Genomic DNA, 18,407 nt, shown 5'->3' with positions numbered 1-18,407 from the left:
CAGGCCGGCGCTAACGGCCGGCAGCAGGACCGCAGCTACAAGGAGTACCCCCGCCGATGTTCAGCATGACCACGACAGATCCCATCACCCCTCCGGACATTTCAGCCATCAACGTGCCCGGTGTCCTCATCAGCGTGGGGGTGGGCATTGCCGTCTGGCTGGTGGCGTCGTTCGTGATCGTCGGAATCACCAAGCGCGTCGCCGCGGGCAGCACGTTCTTCAAGAAGCCGCACTTCCGCTGGGTGGCTCCCGCTTTCCGTGCCCTGGACCACGAGCGCCGGGAGCAGCGGGCCAACACCATCGGAGCACTGCTCAACAGCGTAGTGGGCGTCCTGGTGGCCGTCCTCACCAGCGTGTACGTGCTCAAGAACCTCAACGTGGACGTGGCGCCGATCCTGACCAGCGTCGGAATCCTCGGTATCGCCATCGGCTTCGGCGCCCAGCAGCTGATCCGCGACTTCCTGGCCGGCATCTTCATCACCATGGAGGACCAGTACGGCATCGGCGACGTCATCGAGACCTCCGAGGTCGTGGGCACGGTGGAGGCGATGAACCTGCGGATCACCCGGGTCCGGGCGGAGGACGGCACCATCTGGTACCTGCGCAACGGCGAGATCCTGCGGGTGGGCAACCGCTCCCAGGGCACGTACGTTCCGCCCGATGCACCGGCGCCGGGCGAGGCCGACAGCACCCCGCAGCAGAAGGCCGGAGAATAGAGCCATGACAATCCCCAGCGCCGGCGAACCCCGCCAGCCCCAGCAGTTGCTGCAGAACGATCCGTTCAGCAAGCCCGGCTACACGGACAACTTCTATGACGCGGTGGGCGGCCACGAGACGTTCGTGAAGCTCATCGACGTGTTCTACGACGGCGTGGCGGCTGATCCGCTGCTGCGGCCGATGTATCCCGAAGAGGATCTGGGCCCCGCCAAACGGCGGTTTCTGATGTTCCTCGAGCAGTATTGGGGCGGCCCGACGACGTACGGCGAGGAGCGCGGGCACCCCCGCCTGCGGATGCGGCACCAGCCCTTCCGGGTGACGCCGGAAGCCAAGGACCGCTGGCTGCATCACATGCGCAGCGCGGTGGATTCGCTGGAGCTCCCGCCGCTGCACGAGGGGACGCTATGGGACTACATGGAGCGGGCGGCCCTCTCCATGGTGAACAGCCCGTCCGGAGCCTGAGGGCGGTCCTCCGCCGTCCTATGAGGCGTGGGGCCGGGATCAGCGGCGCCCGCTCCGCACTGCGAGCGCGGAGCGCGCATTCCCGGCCAGATGCAATAGGACCGCGACGATGAGGAACGCCACGAGCACCTGCGCCGTCGTCGTCAGCGCGGCCGGCCAACCGCCGAGCGTCGGATCTAGGAAGTCGTAGACGTACCAGCCGTCGATGGCTCCGCGCACCCACGAAAAGACGAGGAAAGCCGCGGGGTAGGCGAGCCACACGATCGGCCGCCGCCATGTGCCGCGCACGGTCCGCGTGATGAGCAGCCAGTCAAGCGCGGCGAACAGTGGGGCCACGCGGTGGTGTACGAGCTGGGGCCAGTACATGTCCAGGCTCCACCACGGCTCCCCCGGCGGCGCCACGAGTAGGACGTAAATGAGGCCCGTCATCACCAGGTACAAAGCAAGCGCCCCGAACAGGCGGTCCCACCACCCCGGCAGCCGGGTCCGCGGCAGCGCTGCGGACGCGACGAGCACCAGTCCGAGGACGAGGTTCGACTGGACCGTGAATTCCGAGTAGAGCTGGGCGACGTCCACGTCATTGCCGGGGAGCGTCGCATCGTACGTCTTCCGGACGAGGGCGACGAGTACGAAAACGCCGACCACGAAGCGGAGCGCGCGGATCCAGATGCGGTCCGGATGCAGCGCATCGTTGAAGCCAAGGTGTCGTTCAACCGGGGGATCCAGCACCGACAAGCCGCTCATGCGCTTAGTATGTCAGGCCCGTCAAGGCCGGCACAGGCCAGAACGAACGGTCCTGGGGCCCGAGCCGGTGCGGGCCAGCACGGGGCCCTAGAGGCCCGAGCCGGTGCGGGCCAGCACGTGCCCGCGGGCTCCGCTGAGCCGGAACCAGCGGCCGGCCCGGAAAAGCTGTTGTTCGCCGTCCGCCAGGAAGCCCAGGGTGAGGGCCGCAAACGCGGCGCCCAGCGGGAGACCGGAGGCACCCGGCAGTTCCCTGCCCCAGACCGCGGCCCGGGCGTTGTTGACGATCAAAGCTCCGGGCTTGTCCGGGATGATGGCGGCGACCTCGGTGATGCCGGCTTCGGCGGACTGGCGCAGCGCGGAGTCGCGGAGCGTGGCAACGGCTGCCCAACCGGTGCGGGGCGCACCGACGCCGGCCCACGATTCGGTGACGGTCACCGGCGGCAGCGGCAGCTCGACGTCGTTCTCCCCTGCACGCGCCAGCCTGTCCAGCACTGCCGAGATCGGAACGGTGACATCGGTGTCCGCCGGCTGCGCCAGGGCCATGGTGCGCAGCCCGAGGATCGTCGGGGTCGACTCCCCCAGCAGGCGCGGCCGCAGCACGCACACGTAGGCGGCGAGCACCGGGCCGGACGCCTGGAGGCGGATGGCGCCGTCGTCGATCGACCGGGCGCGGGTCGCGAAGGTGCGCAGATCGGCAAGGTCGCGCGGATCGGTGAACTGCAGGGGCTGGGTTAGGACGTCAGACACAATATCGACTCTACCGGCTGTGCCTCTTTGGGACCGCGCCGACGGGACGTCTAGAGTCGAACCATGACTGAAGCCGAAGCCGGATTGCAGGGGCCGCCGACACAGGACCCCACCTCCTCGCTCCTCCAATTGTTGAACCTTGGCGATCTGGAAGGCGCCCGGACAGACGAAGACATCTTCATGGGCCCCTCCCAGCAGCAGCCCCGGCACCGGGTATTCGGCGGCCAGGTCCTGGCGCAGTCGCTGGTCGCCGGGAGCCGGACGGTTCCCGAGGGGCGCGGCGTGCACTCGATGCACGGATATTTTCTGCGCCCGGGGGACGCCAACAAGCCGATCACCTTCGGCGTGCAGCGGCTCCGGGACGGCCGGTCTTTCTCGGCGCGGCGCGTCCACGCATACCAGGAGGGCATGCCCATCCTGTCCATGATCGCGTCGTTCCAGGACGAGGACGAGGGAATCGAACACCAGTCGGAAATGCCCGCCGGCATCCCCGGGCCGGAGTCGCTTCCCAGCACGGCTGACCTGCTGGGCAAGTTCGACCACCCCGTGGCACGCCACTGGGCCTACGAGCGGCCCTTCGACATCCGGCACGTCGACCCGGCCCTGTACGTCTCGGCCAAGGGCACCAAGGAACCGCGCAACGCAGTCTGGATGAAGACTTTCGGGCCCATGCCGGACGATCCGGACCTGCACCGCGCCGCTCTGGCCTATGCCAGCGACTACACCCTGCTGGAATCCATCCTCCGCAAGCATGGGATGAGCTGGATTACCCCGGGCATGTCCGTGGCCAGCCTCGACCACGCCATGTGGTGGCACCGGCCGGTCCGGGTGGACGAGTGGCTGCTCTACGTCCAGGAGTCCCCCAGCGCCCAGGGTGCCCGCGGCCTCGCGACCGGCAAGATCTTCAGCCGCGACGGCCGGCACGTGGCCACGGTGGCCCAGGAGGGCATGATCCGGGTCCCCACGGACCTCAAGAACAAGGTCAAGGGTGCCGTCCAGTCAAAGGTCCTCCAGCACCAGATGCGCAAGGCTGAACGCGCCTGACCCGCGGCATGCGAAAGGCCGGCTCCCCCGTGGGGAGCCGGCCTTCTTCAATTCCGCTCAGTGCCTCGCGGTCACAGCCGGTGGCTTAGTCGCGGGTGAGGCGGCGGTGGGTCACCCGGTGCGGCTTGGCTGCATCCGGGCCCAGGCGCTCGACCTTGTTCTCCTCGTAGGATTCGAAGTTGCCTTCGAACCAGTACCACTTCGAGGGGTTCTCCTCGTCGCCTTCGTAGGCGAGGATGTGGGTGGCAACCCGGTCAAGGAACCAACGGTCGTGCGAAACCACGACGGCGCAGCCCGGGAATTCGAGCAGGGCGTTTTCGAGGCTGCTGAGGGTTTCGACGTCGAGGTCGTTAGTCGGCTCATCGAGCAGCAGCAGGTTTCCGCCCTGCTTGAGGGTCAGGGCCAGGTTCAGGCGGTTGCGCTCACCACCGGAGAGCACCCCTGCCTTCTTCTGCTGGTCCGGGCCTTTGAAGCCAAAGGCGGCGACATAGGCACGGGACGGCATTTCGACCTGGCCGACCTGGATGAAGTCGAGGCCGTCGGAGACAACCTCCCACAGGGTCTTGTTCGGGTCGATGCCGCCGCGGCTCTGGTCCGCGTAGGAGATCTTGACGGAGTCGCCAACCTTGAGTTCGCCGCCGTCGAGGGGCTCGAGCCCGACGATGGTCTTGAACAGGGTGGTTTTGCCGACGCCGTTGGGGCCGATGACGCCGACGATGCCGTTGCGCGGCAGGGTGAAGGAAAGTCCGTCGATCAGGGTGCGGTCCTCGAAGCCCTTCTGCAGGTTCTTCGCCTCCAGGACGAGGCCACCCAGGCGCGGTCCCGGCGGGATCTGGATCTCTTCGAAGTCCAGCTTGCGGGTGCGGTCTGCCTCGGCGGCCATCTCCTCGTAGCGGGCCAGCCGGGCCTTGGACTTCGTCTGGCGCCCCTTGGCGTTGGAACGGACCCACTCCAGTTCCTCGGTGAGCCGCTTGGCCTGCTTGGCGTCCTTCTTGCCCTGGACTTCCAGACGGGCGCGCTTCTTCTCGAGGTACGTGGAGTAATTGCCCTCGTACGGGTACAGGTGGCCGCGGTCCACTTCGGCGATCCACTGGGCCACGTGGTCAAGGAAGTACCGGTCGTGGGTTACTGCAAGCACTGCGCCGGGGTAGCTGGAAAGGTGCTGTTCCAGCCAAAGCACGCTCTCGGCGTCAAGGTGGTTCGTGGGCTCGTCGAGGAGCAGCAGGTCAGGCTTTTGGAGCAGGAGCTTGCAGAGGGCGACACGGCGACGCTCACCACCGGAGAGCAGGGTGACGTCGGCGTCGGCCGGCGGGCAACGGAGGGCGTCCATGGCCTGCTCGAGCTGGGAATCGAGGTCCCAGGCATCAGCATCATCAATCGCTTCCTGCAACTGGCCCATTTCCTCGAGGAGGGCATCGTAGTCGGCGTCGGGGTTGGCCATCTCTTCGGAGATCTCGTTGAAACGCTGGATCTTGCCGTAGATCTCACCGACACCTTCCTGGACGTTGCCCAGGACGGTCTTTTCCTCGTTCAGCGGCGGTTCCTGCAGCAGGATGCCGACGCTGTAGCCGGGGCTGAGCCGGGCCTCGCCGTTGGAGGGCGTGTCCAGACCGGCCATGATCTTGAGAATGGTGGACTTACCTGCACCATTCGGGCCGACGACGCCAATCTTGGCCCCCGGGAAGAAGGACATGCTTACGTCATCGAGGATGAGTTTTTCGCCAACAGCCTTGCGGGCCTTGGTCATTGTGTAGATAAATTCCGCCATGCCTACAAATCTAGTGGTTCAGCCGGGATAACTCACATTCACGCCGTTATGATCCGCCACCTTCCCGCGGCCCTGGCCCAGCCCCAGGTGGAGTGACACCGGGGCTGGGCGGTGCAGAACCGTGGCGCTTCAGGCGGCCGCCCCTTTCAGCTCGCCAGTCTCTTCGTCGAACTCCTCCGCCTCGCCACTGATGTCATCGACGAAGACATTGTGGGCTGCGGTCTCGTCGCCGTCGTTGTCGTCGGGCTCGTCGTAGGACAGGTCGTCCTCCTGGCCACCGTCGCGGTTTCCCTCAGGGAAGTCTGCTTCCCGGCCGTTTGGACTGGCCGCGGCCTGCGAGCCGTTGCCGGCGGTGCGGATGTAATTGGCGGAACCCCAAGTGAGGTCGTGGCCGACGGACTCGGCGTCGATTTCAGCCGAGTGATAGATCCGACCCTCATGTTCCCAGCTCCTCAGCTTAAGCCGCCCCACGACGATGACCTTCTGGCCCTTCTTGATGCTGCAGCCGATGTTTCCGGCCAGTTGCCGGTACCCCTGAACCGTGAACCAGTTGGTGTCCCCGTCAATCCAGGCGTTCGTGGCGCGGTCGAAGCGCCGCGGGTTGGACCCCAGCCGAAAGTTCGCCGTCGCCACGCCGCCCGGCGTCGTCGAGCTCTTGGGCTCCGTGGCCACGAAGCCACGGACCGTGATGTTGTCACTCATGCTCATGTCCTGTCTCGAAATGTCGTGCCCTAGCAGGCTCTTTCAGCTTCGCGCCAGGGACGGCCCTCCGCGAGGGGCCAGCTGCGCCATGTGGATAACCCGAAGCTGGGCCGCCGCCGAGTAAGGCCAAGCTGCAGCCCTGGCATGCGGGTGCCGGGGCGGCCGGGTGTTCCTGACGGCGGACACCCGCAGGGCAATGTAAACTTTTTGAGGCGTCCCCCGGCAGCAGCCGGGCTGGCACGCCGACGTGCCCCAGTAGCTCAGGGGATAGAGCAGCGGCCTTCTAATCCGCCGGTCGGGGGTTCGATTCCCTCCTGGGGCACACAGAGCGGCTCTGGCCTGCGGCACTTGCCGCGGGCCGGAACCGCGGCCACGGCCGGCAGGCGCGGGCGCCGGCACTGACCGCTAGATCCACTTGTTGTGCTTGAAGGTCCAGTAGAGCACCAGGCCCATGGCCACCATCAGTCCCAGCGCCATCGGATAGCCGAAGGCCCAGTCGAGCTCCGGCATGCTGCGGAAATTCATGCCATAGATTGTGCCGATCAGCGTCGGCGCGAACAGGATGGCCGCCCACGAGGAGATCCGTTTGACCTGCTCGTTCTGGGCGTAGCTCGACTCCGTGAGCAAGCGCATTTCGTCGTTCTGCCGTTGGGCCACCAGCGCCGAGTTGACGGCGAGCGCATTCTGCAGCAGGGCGCGGAAAGCAGCGATCCGCTCACTGAGCCGCAACACGTGATCCAGGACGTCCCGGTAGTGGTCCAGCAGGTCGGAATTGGGCCGATGGTCCGGCGTCTCGGCCATCAATGACTGCAGGATCATGGTCAGGGGCGCCGTTGCCCGCTGGAACATGATGACCTGGCGGGAGAGTTCGTAGATGCGGCGCGACACGCCCGGATCCGCGGCGAAAAGTTCGTCCTCAATTTCGTCGACGTCGTTTTCCACGCCGGCGGCCACCGGCTCGTACTCATCCACCACCTGGTCCAGAATCGCGTAAAGCACGGCGTCCGGGCCCAGGGCCAGGAACCCGGGCTCGGATTCCATCCGGCGCCGGACCCGGGCCAGGTCCGGCGATTCGGCCCGGCGGACAGTAATCAGGAAGTCGGCCCCGCGGAAGACATGGATCTCGCCGAACTCAACCTTCTCCTGGGCTTCCAGGTACCGCGCCGGGCGGAGGACCAGGAAAAGCGTTTCGCCGTAGTGTTCCAGCTTGGCCCGCTGATGGCCGGCAAGGGCGTCTTCGACGGCCAAATGGTTGAGATCGAATTCGTCGGCCACGGACTGCAGTTCTTCCGCATCCGGCCGGTAGAGCCCGATCCAGGCCATGCCCTGGCGCTGCCGCAGGATGAAATATGTCTCATCGAGGCTTTCCGGGTCCGCGGTCCGGTGACCGTCCACGTACACCGCGTTGTCGACAATGCTCACGGCCGCGCCTCCTCCAGGCATCCCTTGGCTGCGACGCTATACCGTCCTCCGCCCCATGCCAACAGCCGCCTTCCCCCCCCCCCCCCCCCCCGGCGGCTCCACGCGAATTCCGGTGCCGCCGCCCGCCCGTCAGCACTCCTCGCGGACATCCTGGCCATATCATCGGCATGGTGCGGTTCGCCTGGACCGCCTCCCAATGAGGGCCGCATCCGCGGCCCACACCTTGTTGCAACGCGCCCTCTCCCGAATACCCCCGCCTGACATCAGCACACTTAGTATTAAGTGGACAGGCAGGACCTCCAGGGAAAGCCTGCGCGCCCTGCCCGCAAGCGAAAGGTATGGCCGCTATGACCCAGACACCCCGCGGATTCGATCCGCACGATCCCAACGGTTCCACCGATGCTGTGCCCGCCCAGTACCCGGCAGCGGCTGACGGCCCGTCGGGGTACGCCGAGGAGGGCTTCAGCACCGAGGCCCCTGCCGGCAGCACCGACCTTGTTTCCGGCGCGCCGGCTTCCGCAACGGCAGCCCCGCGTGTGGAAACTCCCCGTGCAGCGGAGCCGGAAACGCCGGCTCCGGCCCCTGAAACGCGTCAGGTCACCCGTGCGGGAATGGTCTGGGCCGCGGTTGCCTGCGCGCTGGTGGTGCTGATCCTGCTGATCGCGTTCATCCTGCAGAACCAGGAATATGTCCAGGTGAAGTTCTTTGGCCTCGAAGGCTCGGTCCCGCTCGGCATCGCCCTGTTCATCGCGGCAGTCGGCGGCGGTGTGCTGGTCGCCATCGCCGGAGCCGCCCGCATCATCCAGTTGCGGCTCGCAGCCCATCGCCAGCGCGTCAACCGGCCGGCCGGCAACGGCACCCGCACGCGCTGACGCCCCCGGGCGCCAACCATGGGCTGAACCCGGCCGGCAGGTGGCCGTGACCACTGCCGCGGCGGCTGGGCCGACGTCGAGCGTCTCTTCGGCGTCCGCGGTGAGCCGTCCCGCTACTGGTGCCGGTTCTTCGCCCTGACCGGACACAGTGGTCAGCATCGACCCCGGAGCAACGGAAAGCCCAGCTGCGGGACAAGTTCGACGGCGGTGCCCCGGCTCCCGGGGTGCTGGCCTTCCGCGCCGGGAATCCCGGCGGGGACCAGGTATGGTCCGTGAGTTGCTTTGTGGTCGCTCCCGGACGCCGCCGGACCGGTGTGGCGCGGGCGCTGCTGGCGGCCGCCGTCGAGCACGCCCTCGCCCACGGCGTCGTCCGCCTGGCTCCGCCCGGGCCGGCGCCGTCCAAGAGGCCCAAGAGCTCCAATAGCCCTAAGGGCCTAAGGGCCTAAGGGCCAACGGACGCTATGGAAGCGTCAGGATGACCGGGCCGTCCTTGGTGATGGCCACGGTGTGCTCGCTGTGGGCCGCGCGGCGGCCGTTGGCCGAGCGGAGGGTCCATTCATCGTCGTCGTGGAAGTAGTCGTCCTTGCCGCCCAGGATCAGCATCGGCTCGATTGCGATAACCAGCCCCTCGGTCAGCTTGATTCCGCGGCCGGGCCGGCCGTCGTTGGGGACATGCGGTTCGGCATGCATGGTCGTGCCGATGCCGTGGCCGCCGTGGTCGGCCAGCAGGCCGTAGCCCGCGCGGCGGGATGCCCCGCCGATCGCGTAGCCGAGGTCCCCCATCTTGTTCCCGATCCGGGCGGCCTCGATGCCGCGGGCCAGGGCTGCGTCGGTGGCATCGATCAGGGCCTGGTCCACGGGGTCGGCGGTTCCCACGATGAAGCTGATCGCCGCGTCGCCGCACCACCCGTCAAGGAACGCGCCGCAGTCCACACTGAGCAGGTCTCCGTCCCGGAGCCGGTAGTCGTTGGGGATGCCGTGCACCACGGCGTCGTTCACGGACGTGCAGATCACCCCGGGGAACGGCACCGAAGCCCACCGCGGTTTGTAGTTCAGGAACGCCGGCGTCGCCCCGGCGTCGGCGATCGTCGCTGCGGCCAGCCCGTCCAGTTCCTTCAGGGACACGCCGACGGCGGCAGCAGCCCGGACGCGTTCCAGCGTGTTTGCCACCACCCTGCCGGCTTCGCGCATCAGGGCAATCTCGGCTGGGCTCTTGATCATCGACATGCCTTCAACTGTAGGGCCAGCCGAGGCATGGCTAAAGTTGCCTCATGGCCAACGCTGAACTGATTTCCGCCATCCGGTCACAGCTGCGCGGTGCCGCCGATCCCGCCAGGGCGGCAGGGGCGCAGGCCTATCTAAAGTCCGTGATGCCCTCGCTGGGCGTGCGGGTTCCGGAGGTGCGGCGGATCGTCAGGGCCGCCGCGAAGGACGCGCCCCCCGGCTCCCTCGGGGAGCTGCAGTCCACCGTACTGGAGCTGTGGCGGGACGCAGGCTGGCGGGAGGAACGCTATGCGGCCATCGACCTCACCGGGCTGAGGCTGGCCGCCGGCGAGTTGAGCATGCTGCCGCTCTACGAGGAGATCATCCGCAGCGGCGCCTGGTGGGATCTGGTGGACGGGGTCTCACACCGGCTCTGCCGGCTGCTGCAGACGCACCGGCAGGAAATGTCCGCGGCGCTCCGCCGCTGGAGCACAGACCCCGACTTCTGGATCCGGCGGGCCGCCATTACGGCGCAACTGGGCGCCAGATCGGCCACGGATCCTGCCCTGCTGGCCGCGGTCATCGAACCCAACCTGGCCGACCCGGAGTTCTTCATCCGGAAGGCGATCGGCTGGGCCCTGCGTGATTATTCCGCCACGGACCCGGACTGGGTCCGGGACTTCACGGCGCGGCACGGCGAGGCGCTGAGCCCGCTCTCCCGCCGGGAAGCCGTGCGCAACCTCAGCTGACCGGGCTCAGATAACCGGGCGGGTGGTGACCGGTTCCTCGGACTTGCTGAAGAGCAGCTTGGTCTTGGGGTCGAGGAAGATCAGGTACAGGGCGAAGAGCAGGGCGATGATCGCGGCGGCGTTGCGGGCGAGGGCCAGCGCCAGGCCGAGGTCAGCGGTCTGCAGGTAGGGGAAGACTTCGAGCTGGTCCGAGATCGCGTACACCATAAAGAAGGAGACGATGAAGTACAGGGCCTTGACCTGCCAGTCGTCACGGATACCGGTGACCGCGAAGAGCGGAATAAGCCAGACGACGTACCAGGACTGGATCATCGGGGCCAGGACGACGACGGCGGCGAACGCGAGCGTCAGCCGGCGGATCAGCCGGTCATAGTCGCCGCGGAAGATCTGCCAGGCGATGATGCCGAGCGCCAGCAGCTTCCCGGCGTCGTACACCCACTTGGCCAGCCCCCAGCCGTCGAGCCCGAAGGCGTTGAAAATCGAGGCGACCATGAGGCCCAGCAGCCCGACCGGAGCGTACCAGATCCAGATGCTGCCCGGGGCGGAGAGCCCGTTGATCCAGCCGAAACCGAAGCCGTTGACCATGCTCATGGCGTACAGCAGGCCCACGCTGATGCCGGCAGTGAGGGCCCAGAACATAAACTTCCGCGGCCAGCCGGCATTCTTTCCCGCCCAGAGCAGGCCGATAAAGGGCAGGAAGACGATCGTGATGGGCTTGACCGAGATGGACAGCGTCACCAGGACCAGTCCGAGGATGACCCGGCGGGTGGCGCAGTAGTACAGCCCGGCCAGGGCCAGTCCGATCATCAGCGCGTCGTTGTGGACGCTGGCGATGAAGTTGGTGAGGAACAGGGGGTTGGCGGCGGTCAGCCACAGGGCGCGGTGCGGGTTGACGCCGTGCAGTTCGGCTAGCTTCGGCACGTAGATAATGCACAGGATGATCCCGGCCAGCGCGGCGAGACGGAACAGCATGATGCCGGCTTCCGGGTGCACGTTGGTGGACCAGACCACGAACTGCTCGATCCAGAGGAAGAGCTGGCCGTACGGTACCGGCGCTTCGGTCCACATCTTGTCGGCCCCGAGCTGGAAATAGTTCGACAGCGCGGAGATGCCGTTTTCGTACGGATTGAAGCCCTCCACCATGAGGCGGCCCTGCCCGATGTAGGCGTAGACGTCGCGGCTGAACAGGGGCACGGAGAACATCAGCGGCAGCCCCCACAGGGCGACAGCCTGCAGCGTGGCCTTGCGGGCCTCGGCTCCCCAGACCCGCACGCGCTGGCCCAGCCTGAGCCAGGCACGGACGAGGAGCATGCCGCCGACCGCCAGCAGCACTATGCACAGGGCGACGCCGACCGCTTCGGTGCGCATCCAGATGAACAGCGGAACGCGGCGGAGCTCGGAAACCGGCGCAAGCCAGCCCACGCCAAGCGACCCGAACGCCATAAACAGGGAGCCGACGAATCCCGCGAGCAGCGGTGAGCGGGCATTGTCCACTTCAGCAACAGCCGCCGTCGGGGACGTGCCGGCAGCCGTTTTCCCCGCCGCAGGCACAGGCACCGTCATCTCAGGATCGTCCAATCTGTTGTGGGGCTCTTCTGCACCCTCAGCCGGCCGTGGGAACCGGCCCGGGGCACGCCGCGATTACGAAAAATATCGACGCCCGCGTAACCGAAATCCTAGCACCGGACCGCCCGGCGGCAACGAAACGGTAGGCTGGGCGCGTGCCTATATCTAATGAACGCATCGTCTGGATCGACTGCGAAATGACCGGCCTGGACACCATCAACGACGCCCTCATCGAGGTGGCCGCGCTGGTAACGGACTCGGAGCTCAATATCCTCGGCGACGGCGTCGACGTCGTCATCAAACCCGATGACGCGGCCCTGGCGCAGATGAACGACTTCGTCCGCGACATGCACACCCGCTCGGGCCTCCTGGCCGAACTCCCCCACGGCAAGACCATGGCAGAGGCCCAGACCATCGTCCTGGACTACATCAAGAAGTGGGTGCCGGACCCCAAGAAGGCCCCGCTGGGCGGCAACTCGGTGGGAACGGACCGGGTCTTCCTGGTCCGCGACATGCCCGAACTGGTGGAGCACCTGCACTACCGGGTTATCGATGTGAGCACCATCAAGGAACTCTCCCGGCGCTGGTACGCGCGGGCCTACTTCCAGTCCCCCGCGAAGCTCGGCGGCCACCGCGCCCTCGGCGACATCCAGGATTCCATCGATGAGTTGCGCTACTACCGCGAGGCCGTGTTCGTCCCCGCGCCGGGGCCGGACAGCGCCACGGCGCAGGGGATCGCCAGGAAGGTCATGGGGACGGCGGACGAACCGGCTTCCGCCGAGGCGACCCCCAATGCCCCCGGCGAGGCGACCGCCGAGGCCCCCGCCGTAACGCCGGGGACGTAACCCCCGGGCGGCTGCCAGTAAGTAATCTGCGCCACGTTTCAGGAAAATTTTGGCGAAATGCCGAAAAATGGCAAAAGCAGCCCCCAAGAGCAGGTAAGCTATTTGTCGTTGCCTTTTCAGCCAGCCGGTCCGCCGGAGGGCATGGCGGGGCACATGGTGGGCGTAGCTCAGTTGGCAGAGCGCCTGGTTGTGGTCCAGGAGGTCGCGGGTTCAACCCCCGTCGCTCACCCTCATGAAGGACGGCAGTAATTGTCCGACCTTAGACGAAGGCCGTACCGGATATCCGGTGCGGCCTTTGTTGTCTGTCCATGGAATCGTGACCGGAAGGAAACGCGATGAAGCGCACGCTTTTTGAAGAAGACCACGAGATGTTCCGTGAGATGGCGACCGAGTTCAACACCCGGGCCGTGGCGCCGCATTACGCCCAGTGGGACCAGGACCACATGATGTCCCGGGACCTGTGGACAGCAGCCGGCGAGCAGGGCCTGCTGGGCCTGGCCGTTCCGGAGGAGTTCGGCGGCATGGGCATGGACGACTACCGCTTCCGCGCCGTGCTGGACGAGGAATTCGCCAAGAGCAACCACCTCGCCGTGGGACTGGCTTTCCACCTGCACGATGACATGGTCCTCCCCCATCTGCTGGCCTACGGCTCCGACGAGTTCAAGGGCCGCTGGCTTCCCGGCATGGTCTCCGGCGAGACGGTTACCTCGATCGCCTGGACCGAGCCCGGCGCGGGTTCGGACCTCCGCGGCATCCGCACCAAGGCCGTCCGCGACGGCGACGACTGGCTGATCACGGGCCAGAAGACCTTCATTGGCAACGGCATCTCCGGGGACGCCTCGCTGGTCCTGGCCCGCACCGACGGCGGCACCGGCCGGGGCAAGCAGGACTCCTTCTCCCTGTTCATGGTCCGCAAGGGTGAGGGCTACGCCACCGGCAAGCAGCTGGACAAGATGGGCCTCAAGGCTTCGGACACCGCCGAGCTGTTCTTCGACAACGTCCGGGTTCCGCACGCGGACCTCGTCGGCGACGAGGGCAAGGGCCTGCAATATGCCGCCGAGCAGCTCCCCCAGGGCCGGCTCGCGATCGCTGTGGCGGGCTCCGCCGTCGTCCGCGCCATCTACGAAGCGACCGTCCGCTACACGAAGGACCGCAACGCCTTCGGCGAGCGGGTCATCGATTTCCAGAACACCCGTTTCGAACTCGCCGACATCCTTACCGAGGTCGAGGTGACCGAAACCTACGTGGACCATGCCATCCGGGCGTTCAACGCCGGGGAGCTCGACGCCGCCTCCGCCGCCCGCGCGAAGCTGTGGGCGTCCGAGCGCGCCAAGTCAGTCACCGACCGCTGCCTCCAGCTGCACGGCGGCTACGGCTACATCCTGGAATATCCCGTGGCCCAGGCCTTCCTGGCCGCCCGGCTGCTGACCATCTTCGGCGGCACCAACGAAATCATGCGCGACGTCGTCGGCCGCACCATCGCCGGCTGACCCGCCGCTCAACACAGCACCTGAGGAACTTTCCCGATATGACCGTTCTGCCCATCACGATCTGGGGCGAGCCCGTACTGCACCGCAGGGCCGCCGAGGTTGAAGTCTTCGACGACGAGCTCCGGACCCTGATCTCCGACATGTTCGAGACCAACGACGCCGCCAACGGCGTCGGTCTCGCCGCGCCCCAGGTGGGAGTCGGCAAACGCCTGTTCATCTACAAGTACGACAACGACGACGGCGCCCCGCCGTCCGGCGTCGTCGTCAACCCGGTCCTGACCCTCTCCAAGATTTCCGGCGCGCTGCCGGATCCGGACGAGGACGAGGAAGGCTGCCTGTCCTTCCCCGGCGGCCAGTACCCGCTCCAGCGCGCGGAATGGGCCCGGGTGCAGGGCTTCGATGGGGACGGCAACCCGGTCGATTTCGAGGCGACGGGCTGGTTTGCCCGGGTAATCCAGCACGAGTACGACCACCTCGACGGCAAGCTCTACATCAACCGGCTGATCGACCGCTACGCCCGCAAGGCGATGAAGCAGGCGAAGAAGAGCGGCTGGGGCGTCCCCGGGCTGACCTGGATGCCCGGCGTGGATCCGGACCCGTTCGGGCACTAAAGTACTGGCTCACCCGCTCCGGTCGACGGCGGCCAGGATCGCCGCGCCCAGCTCCGCCGGCTTGGTGAACTGCGGCCAGTGCCCGGTGGGAAGGTCCACGTAGTCGACGTCGCGGACCCGCCCAAGCTCCGCGACGTACGGGTGCCCGGCCCCGATCATTTCGATGAGCATGGCGGAGGGGAACTCGCAGGCGATGACGGTCGCCGGGACGTCGTAGCGGCGCTCGTTGTGCAGCCGTTGCCGGTCCTGGGCCACCCCCTTCGGCTGCGGGATGGCACGGGCCCGGAACATCGCCCGCAGCTCCCCGTCAAGATCGGTGAGGTCTTCATCGTCGAACATCTCCCACGGCGGAAGCGGGATCTCGTCGCCGTCATCCGGCAGGTCATCGTTGATGACGCCGCCGTCGCCGAGCGGACCGCTGTCAACGTAGATGGCCCGGACGATCCGGTCCGGCCGGGCGTCGACGGCGCCGTGAATGATGGCTCCCCCGCCCGAGTGGCCCACCAGGACCACCGGGGCCTCAATGGCATCGATCTCCGCCACGACGGCGTCAATGTGGGTGCGCAACCCGATGCCGGCCCGCGTCGCTCCGGCCGATTCCAGCCCGGGAAGTGTCAGGGGGTGGACCTGGTGCCCGGCCGCAACCAGCGCAGGGGTCACCTCCTCCCAGGAAGAGGCGTCCAACCAGAATCCGGGTACCAGGATGATGTCCATGCCGGTACCCTACCTGCCCCGGACGGCGCGCGGCACCCGTCCGTTTCAGGATTCCCCGGCCCGCCGGCTATTCCTCCGGTTTTTGCAGGATGGAGGCGTGGTCCGGAACGTAACGGAACAGATCCCGGGGCGGGCGTGTGTAGTTGACGGCCTTCGGCCTTTCCGGCAGGGTCACCGGCTCCCTCCGGACCTCCGTGTAGTCGATGCTGGAGAGCAGATGGGCAATCAGGTTGATCCGTGCCCGGCGCTTGTCCTCCGCCTCGACCACGTACCAGGGCGATTCGGCGGTATCCGTCTGCATGAACATGTCATCTTTGGCCCGGGAGTAGTCCTCCCAGCGGAGGATCGCCTCCCGGTCCATCGGCGAGAGCTTCCATTGCCGCATCGGATCATCCAGCCGGGACTTGAAGCGGCGTTCCTGTTCGGCGTGGCTGATCGAGAACCAGTACTTGAACAGCAGGATGCCGTCCTGCACCAGCAGGCGTTCAAAGACCGGGCATTGGGCCATGAAGCGCTTGTGCTCCGTCGGGGTGCAGAACCCCATCACATGTTCCACGCCGGCCCGGTTGTACCAGGAACGGTCCATCAGGACGATCTCCCCGGCGGCGGGAAGATGCTTTACGTAGCGCTGGAAATACCACTCACCGCGCTCCCGCTCCGTCGGGGCCGGCAGCGCCACAATGCGGGCAACGCGCGGGTTCAGGTACTCCGTGACCCGCTTGATCGCGCTGCCCTTGCCCGCGGCGTCGCGTCCCTCGAAGATCACCAGCACGCGCGCGCCCGTGCTGGTGACCCATTCCTGCAGCGCGACGAGCTCGGCCTGGAGCCGGAAAAGTTCGGCTTCATAGACGCTGAGGGGCAACCGCCCGGACCGGTCCGACGCGCGCTCCTTGCCGCCCTTCCGGCCGGACTTCATCTTGCCGGACCGGGCCTTGCCGCCGCCGGCCTTGCCGTCGCCGCCCTTGCGTTGTGCCATGGTTCCCGATCCACTCGTTGCGGCGGACGTTCGTGCCGCATATCCTGCCGCGCCCATTCTCGCGGAGCGGGCGGCTGCGGCACAAGGGGATGGCCGGCCGGGGACACGGGCGACGCCATGCTCCTATGCTTGGGCCATGGAAGCCCCCCGACCGATGGCGATGCAGCCCATCCTCACGCTCACCGTAAACCCCGCGCTTGACGTCAGCACCACCACCGAGCAGGTCATCAGCGGCCACAAGCTGCGCTGCGGCGCCAGCCGCCTGGACCCGGGCGGCGGCGGCGTGAACGTCTCCCGGGTGGTCCAGCGCCTCGGCGGCAGGACCCTGGCGGTCTACACTGCCGGGGGACCCACCGGAGAGGCGTACCGCCGGCTCATCGAAGCCGAACGCGTCCCCACCCTGGCCGTGCCGATCCAAGGGAGCACCCGCCAGGACTTCACCGTCGATGAGACGACGACGGGCAAGCAGTTCCGCTTCGTGCTGCAGGGCCCCGAGCTGAGTGAGCCCGAGTGGCGTTTGTTCCTGGCGCTCGTGGCGGATTCGATTCCCGTGGGCGGGTATGTCGTGGCCAGCGGAAGCCTGCCGCCGGGCGTCCCCGAGGACTTCTACGCCCGGGTGGCCCGGCTGGCACGGCAGCAGGATGCGCGCTGCATCGTGGACGCCTCCGGACCGGCCCTGGCCGAAGCCCTCGCCGAGGGGGTCTTCCTGGTGAAGCCGAGCCGGCGGGAGCTGGGGCTGCACTTTGGCACCACCCTGGAGGGCGACGAAAGCCAGGTCGAGGCGGCCGCGGCGCTCGTCGCGGACGGCTCCGCGGAACACGTCGCCCTGACCCTCGGCGGCGAAGGGGCCGTGCTCGCCTCGAAATCCGGGGTTCTGCGGATGGCCGTGCCCCGGGTGAAGGTGACCAGCACCGTCGGGGCCGGCGACAGCTTCCTGGCCGCTTTCGTGCTCCGCCTGGCCCAGGGCCGCAACGTGGAGGACGCGCTCCGGGCCGCTGTCGCCGCCGGCAGCGCCACGGTGACCACACTCGCCACCGAACTCTGCCACCGCGAGGACGTCGAACGCCTGGAAGCCGAACTGGCGGCCCATGCCATGGACGGGAGCACGGCGCGGTGAATCCCGGACTGGCCAGGCTGGCGGTGGCCCTGGTTCTTGCCGTGGCAACTGCGGGCTGTTCCGGCTCCGTGCCGAACGCCTGCCCAGCCTTGGCCTGGTTCAATTCCCTGACGGTGTCGCTGGACGGCAGCATTGAGACGGTCAGCCTGGTTGAGTTCTGCGCAGAGGACGTCTGCTCGGTCCGCGCTGATGGCCCGGTCCGCATTCCTGAGACCGCGGTCAGCCCGGGCGCCGCGCCACCGCCAGCCGCAACCCTGCCGGTGACGCCTGAACCGACTCGGTCCGGACCGGCTCCGTCCGGGCTGGCTGACAGCCCCTTCACAGCGTCCCGGGTCGATGACCGGACCTGGGAGGTCAGCCTCCTGATGCGGTCCCCGCGGACGGTGACCCTCAAGGCATACTCCGCGGACGGGAGCGTCCTGGCCCAGCGCGAACTGGAGCCGGGCTGGACCCTGGTGGGCGGCAGTGAGGCCTGCGGTGGCCCGGAAACCGCCGGCCCCGTAAGGCTGTTGATCTAGCGGCGCCCGCCGAATGAAAGGACGGTGGGCTCAGCGCGAGGCCCCGGGTCACCAGGTTGAGTTCAATGACCTGTAGGGATCGTTCCCGGGGACGACGTTGTGCATGGTGACCCGCCCTTCCCCCGGGCTGATGTTGATCT

The 18,407-nt window shown here is 67.4% G+C and carries 20 protein-coding genes and 2 tRNA genes; 13 read left to right on the top strand and 9 right to left on the bottom strand.

Going from position 1 to position 18,407, the window contains the following annotated elements:
* The first annotated feature begins 56 nt into the window (after nucleotides 1-56).
* Together AC1MFL_RS17025 and AC1MFL_RS17020 are read left to right on the top strand one after the other, a co-directional pair.
* Nucleotides 57-716: a mechanosensitive ion channel family protein gene (locus tag AC1MFL_RS17025; RefSeq protein ID WP_479811337.1), complete on the top strand. Its 660-nt coding sequence runs from the start codon at nucleotides 57-59 to the stop codon at nucleotides 714-716.
* Between the two features lie 4 nt (nucleotides 717-720).
* Nucleotides 721-1,179, top strand: a complete 459-nt coding sequence (locus AC1MFL_RS17020) for a globin (protein WP_479811335.1) — start codon at nucleotides 721-723, stop codon at nucleotides 1,177-1,179.
* A 39-nt stretch (nucleotides 1,180-1,218) separates the two neighbouring features.
* Here the strand turns inward: AC1MFL_RS17020 and AC1MFL_RS17015 are convergent, their stop codons facing one another.
* Together AC1MFL_RS17015 and AC1MFL_RS17010 are read right to left on the bottom strand one after the other, a co-directional pair.
* Complete coding sequence (locus AC1MFL_RS17015; RefSeq protein WP_479811333.1) at nucleotides 1,219-1,923, bottom strand: Pr6Pr family membrane protein; 705 nt, start codon at nucleotides 1,921-1,923, stop codon at nucleotides 1,219-1,221.
* Nucleotides 1,924-2,010: 87 nt separating this feature from the next.
* Nucleotides 2,011-2,670 carry a DUF8185 domain-containing protein gene (locus AC1MFL_RS17010; protein WP_479811331.1) on the bottom strand — a complete coding sequence of 220 codons (660 nt, stop codon included), beginning with the start codon at nucleotides 2,668-2,670 and terminating at the stop codon, nucleotides 2,011-2,013.
* A 63-nt stretch (nucleotides 2,671-2,733) separates the two neighbouring features.
* Between AC1MFL_RS17010 and tesB the strand changes: the two genes are divergently transcribed.
* The gene (tesB, locus tag AC1MFL_RS17005; protein WP_479811329.1) at nucleotides 2,734-3,714 is read left to right on the top strand and encodes an acyl-CoA thioesterase II; all 981 of its coding nucleotides are present in this window, start codon (nucleotides 2,734-2,736) and stop codon (nucleotides 3,712-3,714) included.
* A gap of 85 nt (nucleotides 3,715-3,799) precedes the next feature.
* Here the strand turns inward: tesB and ettA are convergent, their stop codons facing one another.
* Nucleotides 3,800-5,482, bottom strand: a complete 1,683-nt coding sequence (gene ettA / locus AC1MFL_RS17000) for an energy-dependent translational throttle protein EttA (protein ID WP_301230150.1) — start codon at nucleotides 5,480-5,482, stop codon at nucleotides 3,800-3,802.
* A 129-nt stretch (nucleotides 5,483-5,611) separates the two neighbouring features.
* On the bottom strand, nucleotides 5,612-6,184 hold the full coding sequence (locus AC1MFL_RS16995; protein ID WP_479811327.1) for a single-stranded DNA-binding protein: 573 nt from the start codon (nucleotides 6,182-6,184) through the stop codon (nucleotides 5,612-5,614).
* A 249-nt stretch (nucleotides 6,185-6,433) separates the two neighbouring features.
* Between AC1MFL_RS16995 and AC1MFL_RS16990 the strand changes: the two genes are divergently transcribed.
* A tRNA-Arg gene (locus AC1MFL_RS16990) sits at nucleotides 6,434-6,506 on the top strand.
* An 83-nt stretch (nucleotides 6,507-6,589) separates the two neighbouring features.
* On the opposite strand, the gene AC1MFL_RS16985 is transcribed toward AC1MFL_RS16990, so the two are convergent.
* On the bottom strand, nucleotides 6,590-7,606 hold the full coding sequence (locus tag AC1MFL_RS16985; protein WP_479811326.1) for a magnesium and cobalt transport protein CorA: 1,017 nt from the start codon (nucleotides 7,604-7,606) through the stop codon (nucleotides 6,590-6,592).
* Nucleotides 7,607-7,953: 347 nt separating this feature from the next.
* On the opposite strand from AC1MFL_RS16985, the gene AC1MFL_RS16980 reads away from it, so the two are divergent.
* Both AC1MFL_RS16980 and AC1MFL_RS16975 read left to right on the top strand, forming a co-directional pair.
* Nucleotides 7,954-8,478, top strand: a complete 525-nt coding sequence (locus AC1MFL_RS16980) for a LapA family protein (protein ID WP_479811325.1) — start codon at nucleotides 7,954-7,956, stop codon at nucleotides 8,476-8,478.
* A gap of 119 nt (nucleotides 8,479-8,597) precedes the next feature.
* A complete protein-coding gene (locus tag AC1MFL_RS16975) occupies nucleotides 8,598-8,924 on the top strand; it encodes a GNAT family N-acetyltransferase (RefSeq protein ID WP_479811323.1) in 327 nt (108 codons plus the stop codon).
* Between the two features lie 13 nt (nucleotides 8,925-8,937).
* On the opposite strand, the gene map is transcribed toward AC1MFL_RS16975, so the two are convergent.
* Nucleotides 8,938-9,705, bottom strand: coding sequence for a type I methionyl aminopeptidase (gene map, locus AC1MFL_RS16970; RefSeq protein ID WP_479811321.1), 768 nt, complete (start codon nucleotides 9,703-9,705; stop codon nucleotides 8,938-8,940).
* A 44-nt stretch (nucleotides 9,706-9,749) separates the two neighbouring features.
* Here map and AC1MFL_RS16965 point away from each other — a divergent pair, with 44 nt between their 5' ends.
* A complete protein-coding gene (locus tag AC1MFL_RS16965; RefSeq protein WP_479811319.1) occupies nucleotides 9,750-10,430 on the top strand; it encodes a DNA alkylation repair protein in 681 nt (226 codons plus the stop codon).
* 6 nt (nucleotides 10,431-10,436) lie between these two features.
* On the opposite strand, the gene mptB is transcribed toward AC1MFL_RS16965, so the two are convergent.
* Complete coding sequence (mptB, locus tag AC1MFL_RS16960; protein WP_479811317.1) at nucleotides 10,437-11,993, bottom strand: polyprenol phosphomannose-dependent alpha 1,6 mannosyltransferase MptB; 1,557 nt, start codon at nucleotides 11,991-11,993, stop codon at nucleotides 10,437-10,439.
* 200 nt (nucleotides 11,994-12,193) lie between these two features.
* On the opposite strand from mptB, the gene orn reads away from it, so the two are divergent.
* From orn to def, 4 genes are all read left to right on the top strand, one after another.
* Nucleotides 12,194-12,841, top strand: coding sequence for an oligoribonuclease (gene orn / locus AC1MFL_RS16955; RefSeq protein ID WP_479815537.1), 648 nt, complete (start codon nucleotides 12,194-12,196; stop codon nucleotides 12,839-12,841).
* Nucleotides 12,842-12,997: 156 nt separating this feature from the next.
* A tRNA-His gene (locus AC1MFL_RS16950) sits at nucleotides 12,998-13,070 on the top strand.
* 106 nt (nucleotides 13,071-13,176) lie between these two features.
* Nucleotides 13,177-14,331 (top strand): acyl-CoA dehydrogenase family protein, encoded by a 1,155-nt coding sequence (locus tag AC1MFL_RS16945; protein ID WP_479811315.1) that lies wholly within the window; start codon nucleotides 13,177-13,179, stop codon nucleotides 14,329-14,331.
* 38 nt (nucleotides 14,332-14,369) lie between these two features.
* A complete protein-coding gene (gene def, locus AC1MFL_RS16940; RefSeq protein WP_479811313.1) occupies nucleotides 14,370-14,942 on the top strand; it encodes a peptide deformylase in 573 nt (190 codons plus the stop codon).
* 9 nt (nucleotides 14,943-14,951) lie between these two features.
* Here def and AC1MFL_RS16935 read toward each other — a convergent pair whose 3' ends face one another.
* Both AC1MFL_RS16935 and ppk2 read right to left on the bottom strand, forming a co-directional pair.
* Nucleotides 14,952-15,656 carry an alpha/beta fold hydrolase gene (locus AC1MFL_RS16935; RefSeq protein ID WP_479811311.1) on the bottom strand — a complete coding sequence of 235 codons (705 nt, stop codon included), beginning with the start codon at nucleotides 15,654-15,656 and terminating at the stop codon, nucleotides 14,952-14,954.
* A gap of 67 nt (nucleotides 15,657-15,723) precedes the next feature.
* Nucleotides 15,724-16,572, bottom strand: coding sequence for a polyphosphate kinase 2 (gene ppk2, locus AC1MFL_RS16930; RefSeq protein WP_479815535.1), 849 nt, complete (start codon nucleotides 16,570-16,572; stop codon nucleotides 15,724-15,726).
* 196 nt (nucleotides 16,573-16,768) lie between these two features.
* Between ppk2 and AC1MFL_RS16925 the strand changes: the two genes are divergently transcribed.
* Entirely contained in the window at nucleotides 16,769-17,749 is a 981-nt protein-coding gene (locus AC1MFL_RS16925) for a 1-phosphofructokinase family hexose kinase (RefSeq protein WP_479811309.1), read from the top strand.
* Entirely contained in the window at nucleotides 17,746-18,267 is a 522-nt protein-coding gene (locus AC1MFL_RS16920; RefSeq protein ID WP_479811307.1) for a hypothetical protein, read from the top strand. The genes AC1MFL_RS16925 and AC1MFL_RS16920 overlap by 4 nt, the downstream gene beginning before the upstream one ends.
* Nucleotides 18,268-18,407 lie beyond the last annotated feature (140 nt).

The organism is Arthrobacter sp. BG3 (genome assembly GCF_056680185.1).
The sequence above is the reverse complement of the archived record's forward strand: the minus strand, read 5'-3'. Positions and strand labels throughout refer to the sequence as shown.